Source organism: Maritalea sp., from assembly GCF_047634455.1.
Taxonomy (GTDB): domain Bacteria; phylum Pseudomonadota; class Alphaproteobacteria; order Rhizobiales; family Devosiaceae; genus Maritalea.
Genome location: NZ_JBLIAI010000010.1, coordinates 41,823 through 59,415, shown reverse-complemented (window position 1 = coordinate 59,415; position 17,593 = coordinate 41,823). Strand labels below are relative to the sequence as shown.

General features: G+C 51.0%; 22 protein-coding genes. 21 read left to right on the top strand and 1 reads right to left on the bottom strand.

What is annotated here, in order from left to right; all coding sequences use genetic code 11:
- Window positions 1-396: 396 nt before the first annotated feature.
- From ACJAZW_RS04970 to ygiD, 18 genes are all read left to right on the top strand, one after another.
- Complete coding sequence (locus ACJAZW_RS04970; protein WP_415155770.1) at window positions 397-696, top strand: DUF1330 domain-containing protein; 300 nt, start codon at window positions 397-399, stop codon at window positions 694-696.
- A gap of 152 nt (window positions 697-848) precedes the next feature.
- Window positions 849-1,598 (top strand): YebC/PmpR family DNA-binding transcriptional regulator, encoded by a 750-nt coding sequence (locus tag ACJAZW_RS04965; protein ID WP_415155769.1) that lies wholly within the window; start codon window positions 849-851, stop codon window positions 1,596-1,598.
- 27 nt (window positions 1,599-1,625) lie between these two features.
- Window positions 1,626-2,024 (top strand): hypothetical protein, encoded by a 399-nt coding sequence (locus ACJAZW_RS04960; protein WP_415155768.1) that lies wholly within the window; start codon window positions 1,626-1,628, stop codon window positions 2,022-2,024.
- Window positions 2,025-2,095: 71 nt separating this feature from the next.
- The gene (locus ACJAZW_RS04955) at window positions 2,096-2,587 is read left to right on the top strand and encodes a copper chaperone PCu(A)C (protein ID WP_415155767.1); all 492 of its coding nucleotides are present in this window, start codon (window positions 2,096-2,098) and stop codon (window positions 2,585-2,587) included.
- 88 nt (window positions 2,588-2,675) lie between these two features.
- Window positions 2,676-3,182 carry a crossover junction endodeoxyribonuclease RuvC gene (ruvC, locus tag ACJAZW_RS04950; protein WP_415155766.1) on the top strand — a complete coding sequence of 169 codons (507 nt, stop codon included), beginning with the start codon at window positions 2,676-2,678 and terminating at the stop codon, window positions 3,180-3,182.
- Window positions 3,183-3,800 carry a Holliday junction branch migration protein RuvA gene (gene ruvA / locus ACJAZW_RS04945; RefSeq protein WP_415155765.1) on the top strand — a complete coding sequence of 206 codons (618 nt, stop codon included), beginning with the start codon at window positions 3,183-3,185 and terminating at the stop codon, window positions 3,798-3,800.
- Window positions 3,797-4,348, top strand: a complete 552-nt coding sequence (locus ACJAZW_RS04940) for a hypothetical protein (protein WP_415155764.1) — start codon at window positions 3,797-3,799, stop codon at window positions 4,346-4,348. The genes ruvA and ACJAZW_RS04940 overlap by 4 nt, the downstream gene beginning before the upstream one ends.
- Window positions 4,349-4,351: 3 nt before the next feature.
- Window positions 4,352-5,395: a Holliday junction branch migration DNA helicase RuvB gene (gene ruvB / locus ACJAZW_RS04935; RefSeq protein WP_415155763.1), complete on the top strand. Its 1,044-nt coding sequence runs from the start codon at window positions 4,352-4,354 to the stop codon at window positions 5,393-5,395.
- On the top strand, window positions 5,388-5,879 hold the full coding sequence (locus ACJAZW_RS04930) for an NUDIX hydrolase (RefSeq protein WP_415155762.1): 492 nt from the start codon (window positions 5,388-5,390) through the stop codon (window positions 5,877-5,879). Before ruvB ends, ACJAZW_RS04930 begins: the two co-directional genes overlap by 8 nt.
- Before the next feature lie 3 nt (window positions 5,880-5,882).
- Window positions 5,883-6,371, top strand: coding sequence for an NUDIX domain-containing protein (locus tag ACJAZW_RS04925; RefSeq protein WP_415155761.1), 489 nt, complete (start codon window positions 5,883-5,885; stop codon window positions 6,369-6,371).
- Between the two features lie 21 nt (window positions 6,372-6,392).
- Window positions 6,393-6,854 carry a hypothetical protein gene (locus ACJAZW_RS04920; protein WP_415155760.1) on the top strand — a complete coding sequence of 154 codons (462 nt, stop codon included), beginning with the start codon at window positions 6,393-6,395 and terminating at the stop codon, window positions 6,852-6,854.
- Between the two features lies 1 nt (window position 6,855).
- The gene (ybgC, locus tag ACJAZW_RS04915; protein WP_415155759.1) at window positions 6,856-7,290 is read left to right on the top strand and encodes a tol-pal system-associated acyl-CoA thioesterase; all 435 of its coding nucleotides are present in this window, start codon (window positions 6,856-6,858) and stop codon (window positions 7,288-7,290) included.
- Between the two features lie 196 nt (window positions 7,291-7,486).
- Window positions 7,487-8,191 carry a protein TolQ gene (gene tolQ, locus ACJAZW_RS04910; protein WP_415155758.1) on the top strand — a complete coding sequence of 235 codons (705 nt, stop codon included), beginning with the start codon at window positions 7,487-7,489 and terminating at the stop codon, window positions 8,189-8,191.
- On the top strand, window positions 8,191-8,637 hold the full coding sequence (gene tolR, locus ACJAZW_RS04905; protein WP_415155757.1) for a protein TolR: 447 nt from the start codon (window positions 8,191-8,193) through the stop codon (window positions 8,635-8,637). The genes tolQ and tolR overlap by 1 nt, the downstream gene beginning before the upstream one ends.
- Window positions 8,638-8,641: 4 nt before the next feature.
- A complete protein-coding gene (locus ACJAZW_RS04900) occupies window positions 8,642-9,697 on the top strand; it encodes a hypothetical protein (protein WP_415155756.1) in 1,056 nt (351 codons plus the stop codon).
- Between the two features lie 35 nt (window positions 9,698-9,732).
- Window positions 9,733-11,046 (top strand): Tol-Pal system beta propeller repeat protein TolB, encoded by a 1,314-nt coding sequence (gene tolB, locus ACJAZW_RS04895; RefSeq protein ID WP_415155755.1) that lies wholly within the window; start codon window positions 9,733-9,735, stop codon window positions 11,044-11,046.
- Window positions 11,025-11,582 (top strand): GNAT family N-acetyltransferase, encoded by a 558-nt coding sequence (locus tag ACJAZW_RS04890; protein ID WP_415155754.1) that lies wholly within the window; start codon window positions 11,025-11,027, stop codon window positions 11,580-11,582. The genes tolB and ACJAZW_RS04890 overlap by 22 nt, the downstream gene beginning before the upstream one ends.
- 418 nt (window positions 11,583-12,000) lie before the next feature.
- Complete coding sequence (gene ygiD, locus ACJAZW_RS04885; protein WP_415155753.1) at window positions 12,001-12,819, top strand: 4,5-DOPA dioxygenase extradiol; 819 nt, start codon at window positions 12,001-12,003, stop codon at window positions 12,817-12,819.
- A gap of 31 nt (window positions 12,820-12,850) precedes the next feature.
- Here ygiD and ACJAZW_RS04880 read toward each other — a convergent pair whose 3' ends face one another.
- Window positions 12,851-14,044, bottom strand: a complete 1,194-nt coding sequence (locus tag ACJAZW_RS04880) for a hypothetical protein (protein WP_415155752.1) — start codon at window positions 14,042-14,044, stop codon at window positions 12,851-12,853.
- Between the two features lie 464 nt (window positions 14,045-14,508).
- Between ACJAZW_RS04880 and pal the strand changes: the two genes are divergently transcribed.
- The 3 genes from pal to tilS all read left to right on the top strand — a co-directional run bounded on the left by pal (window position 14,509) and on the right by tilS (window position 17,440).
- The gene (gene pal, locus ACJAZW_RS04875) at window positions 14,509-14,991 is read left to right on the top strand and encodes a peptidoglycan-associated lipoprotein Pal (protein ID WP_415155751.1); all 483 of its coding nucleotides are present in this window, start codon (window positions 14,509-14,511) and stop codon (window positions 14,989-14,991) included.
- A gap of 164 nt (window positions 14,992-15,155) precedes the next feature.
- Window positions 15,156-16,148, top strand: a complete 993-nt coding sequence (ybgF, locus tag ACJAZW_RS04870) for a tol-pal system protein YbgF (RefSeq protein WP_415155750.1) — start codon at window positions 15,156-15,158, stop codon at window positions 16,146-16,148.
- A complete protein-coding gene (tilS, locus tag ACJAZW_RS04865) occupies window positions 16,142-17,440 on the top strand; it encodes a tRNA lysidine(34) synthetase TilS (RefSeq protein WP_415155749.1) in 1,299 nt (432 codons plus the stop codon). Before ybgF ends, tilS begins: the two co-directional genes overlap by 7 nt.
- Window positions 17,441-17,593 lie beyond the last annotated feature (153 nt).

Here is a 17,593-nt window from a genome sequence, read left to right as displayed (position 1 = left end):
CGTTGGTTGTTCGCGTTGATTTGAAATGTCCAGCCTGACGCCGAAGGCAGCTTGTTAGACGCTTGGTGGGTATTGTTTTCCACCTGTGCCAATTGGCACTCATCAAATGATCATGGCGATCAAAACAATTTTGATGGAGCGCTGAGCAAGGGGATAAAAGGGTTTAGCACCTCGGGCCGTTTCAAATTCACAGCAAAAGCCAATGGCGCGAGGCGTTTGACGTCTCATTTTTATACTGACTATCAAGACGAGATTTCAAACGCCTCGCGCTTCTGCAATCTGTTCGAACTCCGCCGGAAAACCGTGCGGGGGCATTGACGATTGTTGCACAATCGGACGTGACAACAAGATCAAATCTATGCTCTTGATTTAGGGTGAAAATCAGTGAGGAACCCAATGGCCGAATATTATGTAATCGTAGATGTGAAAATTGATAAGCCGGAAGAATACAAAGAATATATGGTGCACGCCCGTCCCGCTGTTGAGAAATTCGGCGGCGAGTATTTGGTGCGCGGCGGTGATTTCAACGTCGTTGAAGGCACCCACTTGCAGCCGCGCCGATTGGTGTTGTTAAAATTCCCATCCAAGCAGAACTTTGACGAATTTTACGCATCGGACGCCTACCAAAAAGCGCGGGCTATCCGCCTGCCACTTAGCGATATGACAATGATTGGGGTTGAGGGCTTTGCGGGCTAGTTGGCACGCTAAGCCATTGCGGTGTTATCGCGTGATTTGATTTTGTTGTGCGCTGCGGCGATAGAAAGCACTGGGGGAGGCTTTATTTTGTTCGGGCGACGCAATATAAGGTGCAAAACCGTTTCAACCAGCCTAGGGGGATGACCGAGATCATGGCAGGCCATTCACAATATTCCAATATTATGCACCGCAAGGGGCGTCAGGATAAACTGCGCGCAAAAATGTTCTCCAAATTCTCGAAAGAGATCACGGTTGCTGCAAAAAGTGGTTTGCCCGATCCGGACATGAACCCGCGCTTGCGGTTGGCCATTCAAAACGCCAAATCGCAGTCGATGCCTAAGGATAATATCGAACGCGCGATTAAAAAAGCCATCGGTGGCGACGCGGAATCATACGACGAAATCCGCTATGAAGGCTATGGGCCGGGCGGCGTTGCGGTGATCGTTGAAGCCTTGACGGATAATAGAAACCGGACAGCTTCAACTGTGCGCTCAACCTTTTCTAAAAATGGCGGCGCGCTGGGCGAAACCGGCTCGGTTGGCTTCATGTTCGACCGTGTTGGTGAAATCACTTATGAGGCAGATGCAGGCGATGCGGACAAGTTGATGGATGCGGCAATTGAAGCGGGGGCTGAGGATTGTCAGACTGATGAAAATGGCCACACGATTATTTGTGCTTTTGAAGACATGAATGAGGTGTCAGCCGCGCTTGAAAAAGCACTTGGCGAGCCAAAATCGGTGAACCCGATCTGGAAACCACAAAATTCAGTTCCCGTGGATTTTGAAAAAGCGACGACGCTGATGAGGCTGATCGAAATACTAGAAGATGATGACGACATTCAAAACGTCTATGCGAATTTTGAAATGTCTGACGAGGTGATGGCGCAACTCTCTGCCGAGTAGTGGCGCACAACAATTTGGAACGCACTGATGCCAGCAACTTGGCTTGAGAACACCAAAGGGAAATTGCGATTGTCGCGTGTAGAACGTGCGCTGACATTGGCGATATTCTTGTTGTTCCAAGCCTTGTTGCCCAGCTATGCCGGGGCACTTTCTAACTGGTCGGGCGATGATCGTTTGGTACTATGTACCGCACACGGGCTGATCGATGTTGGGCGCTTAGATCAGTCCAAAACTGATTTGGATGACGGGACATTGTGCCTTGTCGCCCAATCTGGTGCTGCAGATATGGTGCAACCGCCTGTTGTGCTGCAGTTCCAACCCATGCAAATCGGCGCCTCTGCTTTGGCAGCACACCAATTGGTGGTGCTTCAGGGTGGACTACATTTCTCGCCCCATGCGCCAAGAGCCCCGCCAATCTATTCCTGAATTTTCAAAACCCATAGATCAATAAAGCTGGGGCCTCGCGGATGCTCAGCGCCTGAAAATTAGGAATGAAAATGAAGAATACTATCCTCGCGCTCTTGAGCGCAATTACACTGTTGCTGAGTGTTGGCTTTGCAAACGCTGATGACAACAAAAATAAAGTTATGGTCGGCGAAATCGCTATCGAGAAAGCATGGACCCGCGCCACACCAAATGGCGCACCAGCTGGTGGTGCATTTGTGACCCTGACCAATAATGGCCAAATCGCAGATCGCTTGCTTGGCGCATCTTCAGATGTGGCAAAAGCTGTTGAAGTGCATAAAATGAGCATGAATGATGGCGTGATGAAAATGGCGCAACTTGTGGATGGCTTGGTGATTGAGCCGGGCGCAACAGTTGAGTTGAAACCAGGCAGCTTTCATCTGATGATGATTGGCTTAAACGCACAAATCATTCAGGGTGACATGGTCAAGATTACGCTTGAGTTTGAACATGCGGGCAAGGTGGATGTGATGTTTGAAGCAGCGCGATTGGGCGCGCCGGGCTTGGATCACACAGACCATTAATTGGTCATGATACTTGCGTACAGAACAAGAACATGTTCAAAGAGGAGGTGCGGGCAACTGCACCTCTTTTGTTTATGGCGCGGTGAAGATGAGCAATTCAACTATTAGAATTTTGGGCATCGACCCGGGCCTTCGAAATACCGGCTGGGGCATAATCGAGCAAACGGGTAATCGGCTGACCTATGTGGCGTCGGGCGTTGTGAAACCGCCCATTAAAGACGAACTACCCGAACGATTGCTGGCGCTTTATAACGGCATCAAAGACCTCATCGCAGAACATCGTCCCGATGAAGCAGCGGTTGAAGAGACATTCGTGAATGCGGGCCCACGTTCGGCGTTGCTGTTGGGGCAGGCGCGGGGCGTTTGTTTGATGACCCCCGCATCGTGTGGGTTGCGGGTTGGGGAATATTCAGCCAACAAGGTCAAAAAGTCAGTGGTGGGCGCAGGGCATGCGGATAAAGATCAAGTGCAAATGATGATCAAAATTCTCCTGCCCACAGCAAATTTCAAAAGCGCGGATGCGGCGGACGCGTTGGCGATTGCGATCACCCATGCGCATCATCGCGGCACGTTAAATCAAAGGGCGAGTGCGTAAATGATTGGCAAACTGAAAGGCCTTGTTGAGGCACTTGAAGACGATAGCGTTCTGATTGATGTGAACGGGGTGTGTTACGTCTGCCATTGTTCGGGCCGCACCTTAGGCAATTTGCCAAGCGTTGGTGAAGCCACCACACTGTTCATTGAAACCTATGTGCGCGAAGATCAGCTCAAGCTGTTTGGCTTTGGCACCCAGTCGGAAAAACAGTGGTTTCTATTATTGATGAAAGTACAGGGCGTGGGCGCAAAAGTCGCGCTGGCGATCTTATCCACACTCACCGTTTCAGAAATTTCAAGCGCCATCGCCTTGCAAGATAAAGTGATGGTTGGCCGCGCGCCGGGGGTTGGCCCCAAAGTGGCGCAGCGCATCGTGACCGAGCTCAAAGGCAAAATTCCCGCCATGGGCGCGGTGGATGCAGGCGTGCAAGGCTTGCAAGAAGCGATTGGCGAAGGCGCGGCCCCAAACAATGTGGCCGACGCGGTTTCAGCCCTTACCAATTTGGGCTATTCACCCATGCAAGCCTCTGGGGCTTTGGCGCGGATTGTTGCCAAAGAGGGCGACGATGTCCCCACCGAAAAACTCATCCGCATGGGGCTGAAGGAGTTGAGTAGTTGAATAACGTTCTAAAATTTGATCCGTCGCAAAAGCGCAAGCCGGAGCCGGAAGCGAAGAAGCCGCAAAATGATGCGGCGCGCTTTGTGTGGATCAGTGCGATTGTTGGGCCGTTGGGCAGTGCGCTATTTCTGATGGCGATCTACGGGTTTTCTGACATCTGGGCCGTCATGACGAATCCGACCGATGGGGCTCTTTGGGGGCGTATTGGCATTGGCGTGAGTTTTGTCTTGCTGCTTGGCGGTTCGGCGGTGCCATTTTGCCTAGTTGCTTTGGCTCCATATTCGATTGCGGTGAACAAGGGTGTCGTATTGTTGCGTTCAATTTTTGTGCGACGTGCGATGGCGGGCGGAGCTGTTTATGGTGTGGCAGCAGCCGGGTTGATGAGCTTTTTGCTTGGCGAGGGCAGTAGCATTCAGAGCATGGGCTTTGTAATATTGAGCGTAGCGCTGGCGGCAGTACTGGGCGCTGCAATATCGTTTATGTGGGCTCATACTTGCTGGATTTTGGGTGGTGAAAAGCTCTCACCAACGACCAATGATAATAGGTAGAGAATGACTGATATTACCGACAGCACCGCAGATCGAGATGGCGAGGTTGACGTTAGTCTGCGCCCGTCGCTGTTCAACGACTTTGTGGGTCAAGAACAGGCGCGGGACAATTTGCAAGTGTTCATCGACGCGGCGAAAAAACGCGGCTCGGCGCTCGACCATGTGCTGTTCGTCGGCCCACCCGGATTGGGCAAAACTACTTTGGCGCAAATTGTGGCCAAAGAGCTTGGGGTCGGCTTTCGCGCCACCTCGGGGCCGGTGATCACCAAAGCGGGTGATTTGGCGGCATTATTGACCAATCTTGAAGAACGCGACGTGCTGTTTATCGACGAAATTCATCGCCTTAACCCGCAAGTCGAAGAAATCCTTTATCCAGCCATGGAAGATTTTCAGCTGGATTTGATCATTGGCGAAGGGCCTGCGGCGCGTTCAGTGCGGATTGATTTGGCAAAATTCACGTTGGTTGCGGCGACGACGCGGGCCGGGTTGCTGACCACGCCATTGCGGGATCGGTTCGGTATCCCTGTTCGCTTGCAATTCTATACACCAGAAGAATTGGTGAAAATTGTGCGTCGTGGCGCGCGGTTGATGGGCATTGGTATGAGCGAAGATGGGGCGATGGAAATTGCCCGTCGCTCGCGTGGCACGCCGCGTATTGCCGGACGACTGTTGCGTCGGGTCGCTGACTTTGCGCAAGTCGATGATGTGGTTGAAATCACCGCAGCGGTTGCCGACAAAGCGCTTGGGCGGTTGGACGTGGACAAAAAAGGCCTCGACCAATTGGATCGACGTTATCTAGGCACGATTGCCACTAATTATAGCGGTGGTCCGGTGGGCATCGAAACCATTGCCGCTGCGCTTTCGGAACCGCGTGATGCGGTGGAAGAAATCATTGAGCCTTACCTGATCCAGCAAGGCTTTATTCAGCGCACCCCGCGCGGGCGTATGTTAACCGCAATGGCGTTCTTACATATGGGCATGGGCGTGCCGCAGGGGTTCTTGGGCGTACAAGCCAGCTTGTTTGAGGAAGAGAGTGCTGATGAGTAATCTCACTTTCGATCAAGGAATTGAACGCGTCAATGTGCGGTGCGCGGGCATTATCCGGCACGAAGGGCATGTGCTGGTCTGTCGTGAAAATGATGATGATTTTGTGTGCTTGCCCGGCGGGCGGGTACAGCGCGGTGAGAGCTCTCTGGACGCCATTCATCGGGAAATGGCGGAGGAGCTAGAGGCTGAAATTGAAGCGCCGCAGCTGAAATATATTATCGAAAACTTCTTCTGGCGCTATGGCAAACGCTACCACGAATTTGGCTTCTATTATGAAATTGAACCGCCCAAGAATGTGCCGTTTAAGTTTGAAGGCGTGTGCGCCACAGGCGAAGATGATGGCACAGCATTGAGCTTTGAATGGGTGCCGCATAGCCCGGATGGCTTGGCCTATGTGAACTTAAACCCCCATTCCATGCGGACCCGATTGATGGACCTGCCAGACGGGTTCTTGCACCAGACCGTTGTTGATCCGGATTATTGAGAAATGGGCGTTGATCTTAGTTTCAAATCTCGGGGTGAGCGGTTCAATGTTCGTGCCGCTGCGATCATCAAGCATGAAGGGTACATTCTTTGTGATTACGAACGCGGTAGCGATTTTAGCATCCTGCCGGGTGGTCGTATTCAACGCGGTGAAGGCAGTGCAGTAGCGCTTAAGCGGGAGCTTGCTGAGGAACTCGAGATCGACGTTCTAGTGGGCGAACCGTGCATCATAACTGAGAGCTTTTATGATGGGGAGCAAAACGAGCGCTATCATGAAATAGCGTTCTATTATGTGATTGATCGACCGAAGAACTTGGCATTTTCCCCCGGCTCGATTTGCTATTCTCACGTCGAAGATGGGAAAAATTTTGATTTTTCGTGGGTGAAGGCGACACCTGAAGACCTGATGCGTGTGAACTTGGAACCTAAAGCGATTCATCATCATTTCATTGACCTGCCGTCGACACCCATCCATGTTATTATAAACGAGTGAAGGGCAAAGTTAGAGGGCGAAATGATGAAAAAATTGGGTTTAGCATTGGCAATATTGGCAGGGATGGGCCCTGTAGCGGCATCAGCGCAAGACATGTCGGGCGTGCCGGATGTGTCGATGTTCAAAATGATGGTGGATGCGAACAAAAGTTCGGGTTGGGTGGCGTTCCGTGAATATGATGGACAGCAGTGGATTTATTTCACAGCGCTCGTGACGTCGCGATGTCGGTTGAAAGAAATCCGCTATTCTGTTAATTCGGACGCTTTGGATCAAACGTTCCCGCTGGCGGATTGTATTCCTGATTCACCATTTTCTATTCCAAGTGATGCCGGGCCAGAAGCGATCGCGCTTACTTTGCCTTCGCAGACCGCTAAAATCCTATCGGTGCAGGTGGTGTTTGAAGATGATGTTGAAACTGAGATCATGACCTACCGTCCGTGCGAGGGCGTTGGCGATTCAAGTTGTGCAAAGGTTGTGAACTAGCGTGAGCAATCAAGATTATCAATTTGGGGGTACCCTCACTAGTGATGGTGCGCATTTGTTTCCGGTGCGGGTATATTATGAAGACACAGACTTTTCGGGGAATGTCTATCACGCCGCCTATTTGAAGTTTTTCGAACGCGCCCGCACCGAACTATTGCGCGCCCATGATGTACACCATGAGCGGTTATTGGCTGAGGATGGGGTGGCGTTTGCGGTGCGGTCCCTGAATATTGAATATTTGCAGGCGGCGCACATTGACGATTTGCTTGAGGTGACGTCTGAAGTGGTTGAAATGAAAGGTGGCCGCTTGACCATTGCGCAGGTTATACGCTGCGGTGGTAAGATCATCACACGCGCTAAAGTTGTGGCTGTTTCCATCAAATCGGACGGAAAACCCACGCGATTGCCGCAATTGATCAGAAATGCGCTTGAATAGCAGATTGTTCATCTACAATTCAGCAAGACTTCATTAACCATAAAATTACCAGATCAGCCTATGGGTCGGGGTGAAGTAATTTGTTGGCTAAATCGACTATGGCGCACTTAAATTTGACAAAATTTACCGTCATGTCGAGGGAACAGGCTGGCAGGCAGGCAAAATGGCCACGAGCTGGCGTTTAAGGGGAAGATAAATGGAAGTAGAACTCGCCAGCGCGGCCGCTGAAGTAGACTTTTCACTGTTTGCTTTGTTTTTGACTGCCGATTGGGTTGTTAAATCGGTGATGATCGGCTTGCTGGCCGCCTCGATTTGGAGCTGGGCGATAATTGTAGACAAATCTGTTCTTTATGGTCGTTCGCGTCGCGAAATGAACAAGTTCGAGAAGAATTTTTGGTCTGGCCAAAGCTTGGAAGAGCTTTATCAGCAATTGAGTGAAACCGATACGCGCGGCATGGCATCAGTGTTTGTGGCGGCGATGAAAGAATGGAAGCGTAGCCACGAGCAAGGTGCGTCCTCCTATTTGGGCATGCAGCAACGTTTGGACAAAGTGCTGGATTTAACGATTGGCCGCGAAAGCGACAAACTTGAATCCCGGCTTACATTTTTGGCAACGGTTGGGTCTGCTTCGCCGTTTGTTGGTCTGTTCGGTACGGTTTGGGGCATTATGAACTCGTTCCAATCTATTGCGGCATCCAAAAGCACAAACCTTGCGGTTGTGGCCCCTGGTATTGCCGAAGCGTTGTTTGCCACAGCGCTTGGTCTATTGGCAGCGATCCCCGCCGTGATTGCTTACAATAAGCTTTCCAGCGACGCGAACCGGTTGAACGGGCGTCTTGAAGGTTTTGCAGATGAATTCTCGTCTATCCTCACCCGGCAACTTGAAAGCCGGGGTCAGTAATGGGGATGAGTGCAGGCGGTGGTCGCAGCGGTTCACGCCGGGGCCGACGCGGTAAGAACCGACCAATGAGCGAGATCAACGTCACCCCGTTGGTGGATGTGATGCTTGTGCTGCTGATCGTTTTCATGGTGGCCGCTCCGCTTTTAACCGTGGGTGTGCCGATCGACTTACCGCAAAGTCAGGCCAAGTCGCTGAATACGGACAGTAAACCAATCACCGTGTCGGTGACGTCCGCAGGCGATGTTTATGTTCTGGAGGACAAAATTGATCCAGCCGAGCTGATCTCAACCATTCAAGCTTTAATACCTGAGGGCACTGATGAGCGGATTTATGTGCGTGGCGACACCGTCGCCGATTATGGCAGCGTGATGAAAGTCATGGGTCAGTTATCGGGTGCAGGCTATACAAAAATCGGGCTGATAACTGAGCAGGAGCAAGGGCAGTAGCCACATGCGGATCGGTTTAGGCATTTCAATTGTATCTCACGCGGCATTGTTGGCTGTCGGGCTGTTTTCGCTCGGCGGCGCAGAGCCGTTTGACCCAACTGAAATTGAAGCGATACCAATTGAACTGGTGCCAATTGAGAGCATTTCAAATATACGGTTCGGCTCGCTTGAGAGTAATGTGATTAAGACGGAAACCCCATCTGCGGTTGACGCGGAACAACCTGCGCAAATTGCCGAGCCAACTGGTAATACTGAAACCAATCAAGATACGCGCGAAGAAACAAACACCGTCACGCCAGCGCCAACGACTGAGACCGCGCCAGAGCCGCAGCCTGAACCTGTGATCGAACCGGTGCCGGTTGAAAAAATTCCAGAACGCCCAGCGCCTGACGTGACACCGGAGCCTGCACCTGTGGACCCGACGCCGCCAACGCCGACGCCGCAGCCAGAACCTGAGCCAGCGCCAGAACCTGTGACACCCACACCGGACCAGATTGAGCAAGTTATTGCGGTACAAACGCAAACGGATGCGGAACCCGAAGTGCAGGACCCGCGTCCGCCAACGCTAACTGCAGCGCTTGAGAAAGCGCGGTCGCAAAGTCCGCCAAAGGCCATTTCGCAAGAATCAAAAGCCACAGATAATTCAGACAAAGCGGACAAGATTTCTGAGATTATCAACAAAGAAGATAGCCGCGGTGCGACCACAGGAAGTGGTGGTCAAAAAACCGCCGGCAAAACCACAGGAACCGCAGCACGGCTTACGCAGTCGGAAAAAGCGGCGCTCGTGGCGCAAATGCGCAAGTGCTGGTTGGTGCCGATTTCGGCGAAAGATGTTGATGGGCTTTTTGTGCGGTTACTGATTGATATGAACCGCGACGGATCGGTTGCGGGAACACCGCAGGTTTTGGAGATTTCAATCCAAAACTCTGTTGGCGTGGCCACAGCAAGCGCTGCACAACGGGCCGTGCGGCGCTGCGCACCCTATACGACGCTAGACCCGGCCAAGTTTGATGAATGGCGGCAAATCGAAGTTAAATTTGATCCCAAGGACTTGCTCTAATAGGGTGCTTGAGTGAAAAGATGTTAGGAACAACCATGATTGATTTGAACAGACGACACGCATTGAAACTGGGCATGGCCGGTGTTGGCGTTGCAGCATTTTCTACCCCGGCAAGTGCCCTTATTAAAATCGTCGTTTCAGGTGGCGATTTTGAACCGATGCCCATTGGGGTGCCCATATTTTCGTCCGCTGACCCTCAATTGGCCGCGGAAATTACATCCGTTGTGATCGCGGATTTGAAACGCTCTGGATTGTTCGCACCCATCGCTGAGAGCAATTTGCCGCTCAAGCAGGGTGACGTGAATGCCAATCCCGATTTTGGCGCTTGGCGGAATGCTAAGGCAGACGCCTTGCTGATGGGCAGCGTTGATCAAGTTGACGGGCAAATTCGTGCAGATGTTCGGCTTTGGGACGTGGTTGAAGGCGCGCAGGCCTTTGGCGAAAGCTTTGCAGCGGATCGGCAAAACATTCGCCGTGTCGCCCATATTGTGGCTGACGCAATTTACGCGAAACTGACAGGTGAGGCGGGCTATTTTGATACGCGCATAGTCTATGTGGCGGAAAGTGGCCCGAAAGCGAACCGCACCAAACGTCTTGCGATCATGGATCAAGACGGGGCAAATGTTCAATATTTGACACGCGGCGATAGTATCGTTTTAACGCCGCGCTATTCGCCGCTTGGCAATGAGCTGTCTTACATGAATTTTGCTGGCGATGTGCCGCAGATCTATTTGCTCGATCTTTCCACCGGTCGCCAGCAAAGGATTGCAGACTTTGGCAAAATGACCTTATCGCCACGCTTTTCGCCAGACGGGCAGAATTTGGCGTTCAGTGTGACCAGCGGTGCGAACACCAATATTTATTTGATGAATTTGCAAGCACGAAAACCAACGGCGCTGACCAGTGGCGCTGCGATTGACACTGGCCCCAGTTTTTCGCCGGATGGGGCGCGGTTGGCGTTTGAATCTGATCGTGGTGGCTCGCAACAGATTTATATCATGAACACAAGCGGCGGTGGCGCGCAGCGGATTAGTTTTGGCGACGGGCGCTATTCGACCCCTGTTTGGTCACCAAAAGGAGATTTGATCGCGTTCACCAAGCAGAGTGAGGGGCAGTTTCATATTGGCACCATGCGCCCCGATGGTTCGGGCGAGCGGATTTTGTCGTCCAGCTATTTGATGGAAGGGCCAACTTGGGCGCCAAATGGGCGCGTGATCATGTTCTTTAAAGATCCTGGTGGTGACGGTGGCCCGCAACTTTACTCCATTGATGTGTGGGGCCGGAACGAGTTGCGCATCCCGACCGAAACGTTTGCGTCAGATCCAACATGGTCGCCGCTTTTGCGATGACCCGTCCGCTGGTGTTTGAATTTGATTATGCGACAACCAGATTGCGTGCGGTTGATGCGCAACGGATGTTGGTCAGTCACAAACGAAAAGCGCAATTGTTGGTTCAATTGAAGTCATCGCTCACGCAAAAAGTGTTGGCACCATTACCCCCTCATTTTGCGATGGGTACTGAAGAAATTGAACCCGAGCAATGGTTGTACGACCGGCTTGGGGAAGGGCAAGTGCTTTTGCTTTTGGATGAACGGCAGGAAACACTTTATGGATTGGTGTTTTTATTCTCCGCGGCGATGGAGAGCGGCGGCATAGTTGTTCAGATTGGTTATTTGATAGGCGAGGATTTTTGGGGGCAAGGTCTTGCTAGTGAAATGCTCGCCGGTTTGGTTCGCCAGTGCGCCGAATTGAAGGAAATTCGTCAATTGGCAGGCGGTGTTGAAGTTGGGAATGTTGCCTCTGCACGGGTGTTGATAAAGTCTGGTTTTAGTCTGGATCGTTCTCAAACGACGCTCGACACTGAATATTACACGCTGCGTATCTAGGGTCTGAACTCAATTGAGAAATGACCTGGACAGCCGTTCAGTTTTGATCAGATTTAGGCGAAATGGACCGAATTGACTTGCTGTCAATGAGGATATTTCAACGCAAACGGGCAAAATTGAATGCGGCCTTGCGGGTTATGTGCAAAACAGGCTGCTTCAGCGTCGAAAAGCCTCACCGATATGAAAATCGCTTTCGTTTCTCTCCTCAAATCAGTCTATTTTGCACCCATCCAGACCTTTTCTCAATTCAGTCCAGACCCTAAGCAAACCGTCGCGTAGTTATCATAATCTGACCTGTGCTGAAATAATGTTGGCCGGTATGGTTTTTGTGCGTACTTGATATGTTGATCTCAGGTTCTTAGCTTTGCTCTTCGAGTTTGCCAATATGGGCAACGATTGCCAAGAGGGAACTTACCAAATGCCCAGAGTTGTTCGTTTTAAAGCGTTGCTTGACCAATTAAAACCTAGTCCGAAAATGCCAGCGGTGTTTTTGGGGCATGGTAACCCCATGTATGCGATTACAGACAATCAGTTTGCCCAAAATTGGCGGCTGTTGGGCGAAAAACTTCCAACACCACAAGCTATTCTTTGCGTATCGGCACACTGGGAGACGCATGGAACAACCCTTGTGCAGGTGAGCGAACAGCCAAAGACCATTCACGATTTTGGCGGATTCCCGCAAGCGTTATTTGATGTGCAATATCCGGCAATTGGCGCACCAGACACAGCGCGCGCGGTTGCTGCAATATTGCAAGATCATCATGGTCACGAAACAATGGAATGGGGACTGGACCATGGGGCGTGGTCGGTGTTGCGTCACTTGTTCCCCAATGCAGATGTGCCCGTGTTTCAGCTTTCAATTGATATGAGTTTGGGCTTGAGCGGCCAATATGCATTGTCCATGCAGCTGCGTGAGCTGAGAGCCCGGGGTGTCTTGATTTTGGGCAGTGGCAACGTCGTGCATAATTTGCGGCGCATTCGAGCAGAAGGCGGCGAACATGATTGGGCAATTGAATTTGACCAGTTCGTTGCCGATAAGCTTGAAAGCGGAGACCATGCGGCGCTGGCCAATATTCAGCCTGAAGATCCTTTGTTTGCAGCAGCGCACCCAACATTTGAACATTTCTCACCAGCGCTTTATGTGGCCGCGGTGGCCGACAAAAAAGACCAATTGGCATTCTTTAATGATCATATGGATATGGGCAGTTTGTCGATGCGTTCATTTGTCTATTTTTGATTTTGGCCAAGTGCTTCAGTCGATTGCAAACTCATTCAACCTTGGCCGCAAATAGCACGGCGGCAACGCCTATCAGCGTTAAGACCAAGCACGCTGCGGCTGCAACATAGCGTTGTGTGCGGAGTGCATTTTTAAGGGCGATGAAAGATTGAAGCGCGTAGTAGGCGGCGAAGGCGCGCGAGGCAAAGCTAATGATGGCAAAAATATCTGTTGTCCACGTCAAAACAAGTCCAGAAACTACAACGAATACATAGCCGAATTTTTCTTTTATTTTGTGCCTTGTGAGCTCTTCAATTAGCCCAGCGGCGCCACTGGTGTCGGCGATTGCTGCGCTCATTTGCGCACTTAAAGCCGCGATCACCAAAAGGACAGGCAATATGCTGGCTACGGTTCTTGTCAGGTCAATGATTGCGGTTTCGCTAACCGCGATCTCACTGGCTTTGAACGCGTAGCTGATCAGGCTTACATAAAGCACGTAAATTAGGGTGGAGATAACCTGGGCAAGTCGCATAGATCGAATGCGTATAGTGGCGGAATAAGTTTCACCCAAATAGCGCGATGTTTCAAAACCTTGCACAGCGACGATGAGGCCAAGTGACAAAGTGATGGCGTCCAAACCACTTATTTTAACCGGGAGGGTGACCAAGCTGCCTTCTGCGACCTTCCACTGGAAAAAAAGCATAAACGCAAACAGAAGGGACGCGATGATGGCGAGTTTGATCGCCACGGCATATCTCTCTAACCGCTCTAATGCTGTAAAACCACGCAACACGCCCACCGCTAGAATAATGAGCAACATTATACTCGTAACGATTTTTGCGTTTATCGAGCTGTTGAAGGGCGTTAAATTGACAAAGAACGCGCCGAAGAGATTTAGGTAGTAGGCCACAGAAACGAAGAACGCGAAGGCCAATGATATAGAGCTTATATGTTCGAGGTTTTTGTTTGGCAGAATGTCGCTTTGCGCATTGTCGATTGCATTCATGTTGCTTCTGATTGCCCAACCAAAGGCATATGCAAGCGCACACAGGGCGAGCATGGCAAGTGGCGCCAAATAGCCAAACGACAATTGCAATATGGGGCCGATGATCAAAAAACCACTGCCAATAATTGAAGCCAGTGGGGTTTGGGTGGCGCGCCACAATTTATTGTTTGTTGCTTTGTTGAACAGCAAAAACCAGAGCGATAAGACGCTGATAAGGACAATGATGATGTTAAATGTCATTTGATAATATCTAGGGTCTGGACTGAATTGAGAAAAGGTCTGGATTGGGTGCACAATAGACTGATTTGAGGAGAGAAACGAAAGCGATTTTCATATCGGTGAGGCTTTTCGACGCTGAAGCAGCCTGTTTTGCATCCAACCCGAAAGGCCGCAGTTCAATTTTGCCCGTTTGCGTTGAAATATCCTCATTGACAGCAAGTCAATTCGGCCCATTTCGCCTAAATCTGATCAAAACTGAACGGCTGTCCAGATCATTTCTCAATTGAGTTCAGACCCTAAGCTAGTGGGTGATGGGGGGCAAGCAGCGCGATGCTTTTATTCAGAGATGTCGTTTAAACGCGATACAGCGCCACAATCTGGCCTGATTATGTCGGCATTAACCTTGTTTGAGAACCCGGTTTTAAGATAACAGGGGGTAAAGATTATCGATAAGTTTTCCCCAATTCGGAGCAAGGACCAAGCAAATGGGTCATAAAATCACCAGCCTAGTAAAAGGCATTTTGATTGTTGCGCTTGTCGCAGTGGTTGCGGCATGTGCACGCACACCCAATGGCGGCGTCGGCAATCTTGGGCCGGGGCAGGCATCGCCTGGCACACAACAAGAATTTTTGGTGACCGTTGGTGATCGTGTATTCTTTGATACGGATAGTTCAATTTTGACTGACGAAGCTAAAGTGACGTTAGACAAACAGGCTATTTGGCTGGGCCGGTATCCGAAATATCGTGTGTTGATTGAAGGACATGCGGATGAGCGCGGTACGCGCGAATACAATATTGCGCTGAGTGCACGACGTGGTTCAGCTGCGGTCAATTACTTGGTCAGCCGTGGGGTGAATTCAAGCCGTGTTAGCACGAAATCGTTTGGTAAAGAGCGCCCTGTTGCGGTGTGTAATGACATTTCTTGCTGGTCACAGAACCGCCGTGCAGTGACGGTGCTGTTGCCGTAAGCAAAAGCTAAAAAATCCTTTGCTGGAGGCTGACGCCGGGTTTCGTTAATGCGATCCCGGCGTTTTTTTGTCGTAATTTTGTTTTACCTCAATCACCAAACAGATTTACAAGAGAACCAAGCCCGTTTTTGGGGCTATTAGTTTTCTTTGAACAAGGAGTGGCCATGCTAAAGAAAATGAACCCCACACGATCACGCGTGCCGTTGATGCTCGGGGTGGCACTTGTGGGTGCCATGCTAAGCGTTTCGGCGTTCGCGGGAAAAGCCGAGCCGGCATCGATTGATGGGCGACTTGATACGCTAACACTACAGGCAGATCAGTTGGGTGCCAATTTATTGAGCCTGCAACAAGGCTTGGGCGGCAATGGTTTGGCCCCGGTGCCCACCCAACGTATTCGCGTTGGGCAAAGTCGTGAAGTTGGCCAGATCAATGTGCGACTTGATCAGATTGAGAACCAAATGCGGGTGCTCAATGGGCAAGTTGAAGGGCTTCAGTTCCAACTGACGCAAATGCAAACGCTGTTAGAGCGTATGCAAGAGGATTACGAATTTCGGTTCTTAGAACTGGAAGGCGGTTCTTTGGGAAAAACTAGAGCGGCACCTCGACCAGACAGCGCGACGCTGCCTGAGGGCGTGCCGCAGACCCAAGGTGATGCGCTGTCTTCACAAGCACAGACGTTAGGTTCTTCAGCCACAACGCTTGGCACCATTGTTGTTGATGAGGGCGGGCAACCGCTTGATTTGAACTTCAACCCGGGAACCAGCATTTCAGATGCGGACGGCGATGCGCAATATGCGGCCGGTTACGAAGCGATTGTGCGCGGTGATTACCTGTTTGCAAAAGACCAATTTTCGCAATTCGTCGCACTTTACCCCAACCATGCGCAAGCCGCTGATGCGTATCATTGGCTGGGTGAGGCGCTGATGCAAAATGGGGATGCTGAGGAGGCCGCTGAAGTGTTTTTGGCGGGTTATGAGAAGTTTCCAAATGCAACGCGCGCGCCTGATATGGTGTTAAAACTGGGCATGGTGTTGGCCAAAACGGGTGAACGAGAAACGGCTTGCCGCACATTTGTTGAGGTATTGCGCAAATATCCGTCGCAGCCCAACGCATTTAAAATCCGCGTAAAAGAGGAACAAAGACAGTCGCAATGCTAGGCGGAGCGGTTACTGATTTGCAACTGGACGACCCGGATCACCTCAATCTGCTGTTTGCACCTGTGCAGGGTGAAACTCAGTTGGCGTTGGCGGTGTCTGGCGGTGTTGATAGCCTATCTTTGATGCTACTGGTGGCCCGCTGGTGTGCGTTGCAGGAAACACCCCCGCGCGTGGTGGTGTTCACGGTTGATCATGGCCTGCGACCGGCGGCGAAACAGGAAACAAAATTTGTTGCTGATACTGCGTTAGACCTTGGTTTTGAAGCGCAAATATTGAGCGGCTCGCTCAAGAATCTTAAAACGCGTGTGCAAGAAAAAGCGCGAGAACTGCGTTATGGTTTGATTGGCCGGGCGATGGACGAAGCGGGAATTGGTTGTTTGCTTACGGGGCATCATTGCGATGATCAGGCGGAAACCGTTTTGATGCGGTTGGCGCGGGGCAGCGGCGTTGGTGGGCTGGGTGGCATGGCCAAAATTAGCGTGCGGCAAGATATGTTCGTGTTTCGCCCGCTTTTGAACGTGCAGCGCGAGCAATTGGAGGCGTTTATGGCGACAAGCGATCTTGTCCCGGTGAACGATCCATCAAACCGGGATATACAATTTGAGCGTGTGCGTTGGCGTCAACATATGCCCGCACTGGAAAATACCGGGCTTAGCAGTGAAATGATTGGCTTATCGGCGAAACGGTTGCGGCGGGCTGATCAGGCGCTGAGCGAGTTGACCGAACAAATCTATGATGAGCAATTTGCGATCGATTCGTTTGGGTGCTTGTTTTTTGAACTTGACGAACTTGTACGACAGCCTGCTGAGCTTGCCATTCGGTTGTTGGCGCGGGCGCTGGACGATGCGGGTGGTGACACGCAGATGCCGACTTTGGCGCAGGTGGAAGCCCTATTTGAGCATTTGCAATCGGGCATTTTTGCGTTCAAAGGGATCACCCTTGGGGGCAGCGGCATAAAAATCAAAGATGGCATCGTTCAGATTTATCGTGAAGCTGGGCGGCTAAGTGTCAAAAAAGTGGATATTTCACCGGGAAATTCACTGCGATGGGATAATCGGTTTCAGATTATGGTTGCACAAGACATGGCTTCACCTGTTTGTGTTTTGCCGGCGATTGAAATCACCCGCAATATGTTGGACAATATGCTTCCCGGCTTGCCCTATGTTCCTATGCAAGCTGTATGCGCTGCGCCGATGGTTGTTCTGGATGACCAAATTTTGGCGCTGGGGGAACATGTGTTGGCCGATGGTGTGGATGTATTTCGTAGTTTTGGCCCAAATGCGCTGATCTAACGTTAATATATTTAGTGTTAGTTTTGATCAACGAATGCAACACGCGATGAGGACAAAATGCCCCTTGTAACTAGGGGGCTTGGTACTTACATTCGCGGTAACTTATTTCATGACGAGCTTCGCGTACGCGCGGGGCATAAATCCAAGGCAGGA

Coding starts and splice junctions, on each gene's coding strand:
- ACJAZW_RS04970 (WP_415155770.1), top strand. CDS start 397: ATGGCCGAATATTATGTAATCGTAGATGTGAAAATTGATAAGCCGGAA.
- ACJAZW_RS04965 (WP_415155769.1), top strand. CDS start 849: ATGGCAGGCCATTCACAATATTCCAATATTATGCACCGCAAGGGGCGT.
- ACJAZW_RS04960 (WP_415155768.1), top strand. CDS start 1,626: ATGCCAGCAACTTGGCTTGAGAACACCAAAGGGAAATTGCGATTGTCG.
- ACJAZW_RS04955 (WP_415155767.1), top strand. CDS start 2,096: ATGAAGAATACTATCCTCGCGCTCTTGAGCGCAATTACACTGTTGCTG.
- ruvC (WP_415155766.1), top strand. CDS start 2,676: ATGAGCAATTCAACTATTAGAATTTTGGGCATCGACCCGGGCCTTCGA.
- ruvA (WP_415155765.1), top strand. CDS start 3,183: ATGATTGGCAAACTGAAAGGCCTTGTTGAGGCACTTGAAGACGATAGC.
- ruvB (WP_415155763.1), top strand. CDS start 4,352: ATGACTGATATTACCGACAGCACCGCAGATCGAGATGGCGAGGTTGAC.
- ACJAZW_RS04930 (WP_415155762.1), top strand. CDS start 5,388: ATGAGTAATCTCACTTTCGATCAAGGAATTGAACGCGTCAATGTGCGG.
- ACJAZW_RS04925 (WP_415155761.1), top strand. CDS start 5,883: ATGGGCGTTGATCTTAGTTTCAAATCTCGGGGTGAGCGGTTCAATGTT.
- ACJAZW_RS04920 (WP_415155760.1), top strand. CDS start 6,393: ATGATGAAAAAATTGGGTTTAGCATTGGCAATATTGGCAGGGATGGGC.
- tolQ (WP_415155758.1), top strand. CDS start 7,487: ATGGAAGTAGAACTCGCCAGCGCGGCCGCTGAAGTAGACTTTTCACTG.
- tolR (WP_415155757.1), top strand. CDS start 8,191: ATGGGGATGAGTGCAGGCGGTGGTCGCAGCGGTTCACGCCGGGGCCGA.
- ACJAZW_RS04900 (WP_415155756.1), top strand. CDS start 8,642: ATGCGGATCGGTTTAGGCATTTCAATTGTATCTCACGCGGCATTGTTG.
- tolB (WP_415155755.1), top strand. CDS start 9,733: ATGATTGATTTGAACAGACGACACGCATTGAAACTGGGCATGGCCGGT.
- ACJAZW_RS04890 (WP_415155754.1), top strand. CDS start 11,025: ATGGTCGCCGCTTTTGCGATGACCCGTCCGCTGGTGTTTGAATTTGAT.
- ygiD (WP_415155753.1), top strand. CDS start 12,001: ATGCCCAGAGTTGTTCGTTTTAAAGCGTTGCTTGACCAATTAAAACCT.
- ACJAZW_RS04880 (WP_415155752.1), bottom strand. CDS start 14,044: ATGACATTTAACATCATCATTGTCCTTATCAGCGTCTTATCGCTCTGG.
- pal (WP_415155751.1), top strand. CDS start 14,509: ATGGGTCATAAAATCACCAGCCTAGTAAAAGGCATTTTGATTGTTGCG.
- ybgF (WP_415155750.1), top strand. CDS start 15,156: ATGCTAAAGAAAATGAACCCCACACGATCACGCGTGCCGTTGATGCTC.
- tilS (WP_415155749.1), top strand. CDS start 16,142: ATGCTAGGCGGAGCGGTTACTGATTTGCAACTGGACGACCCGGATCAC.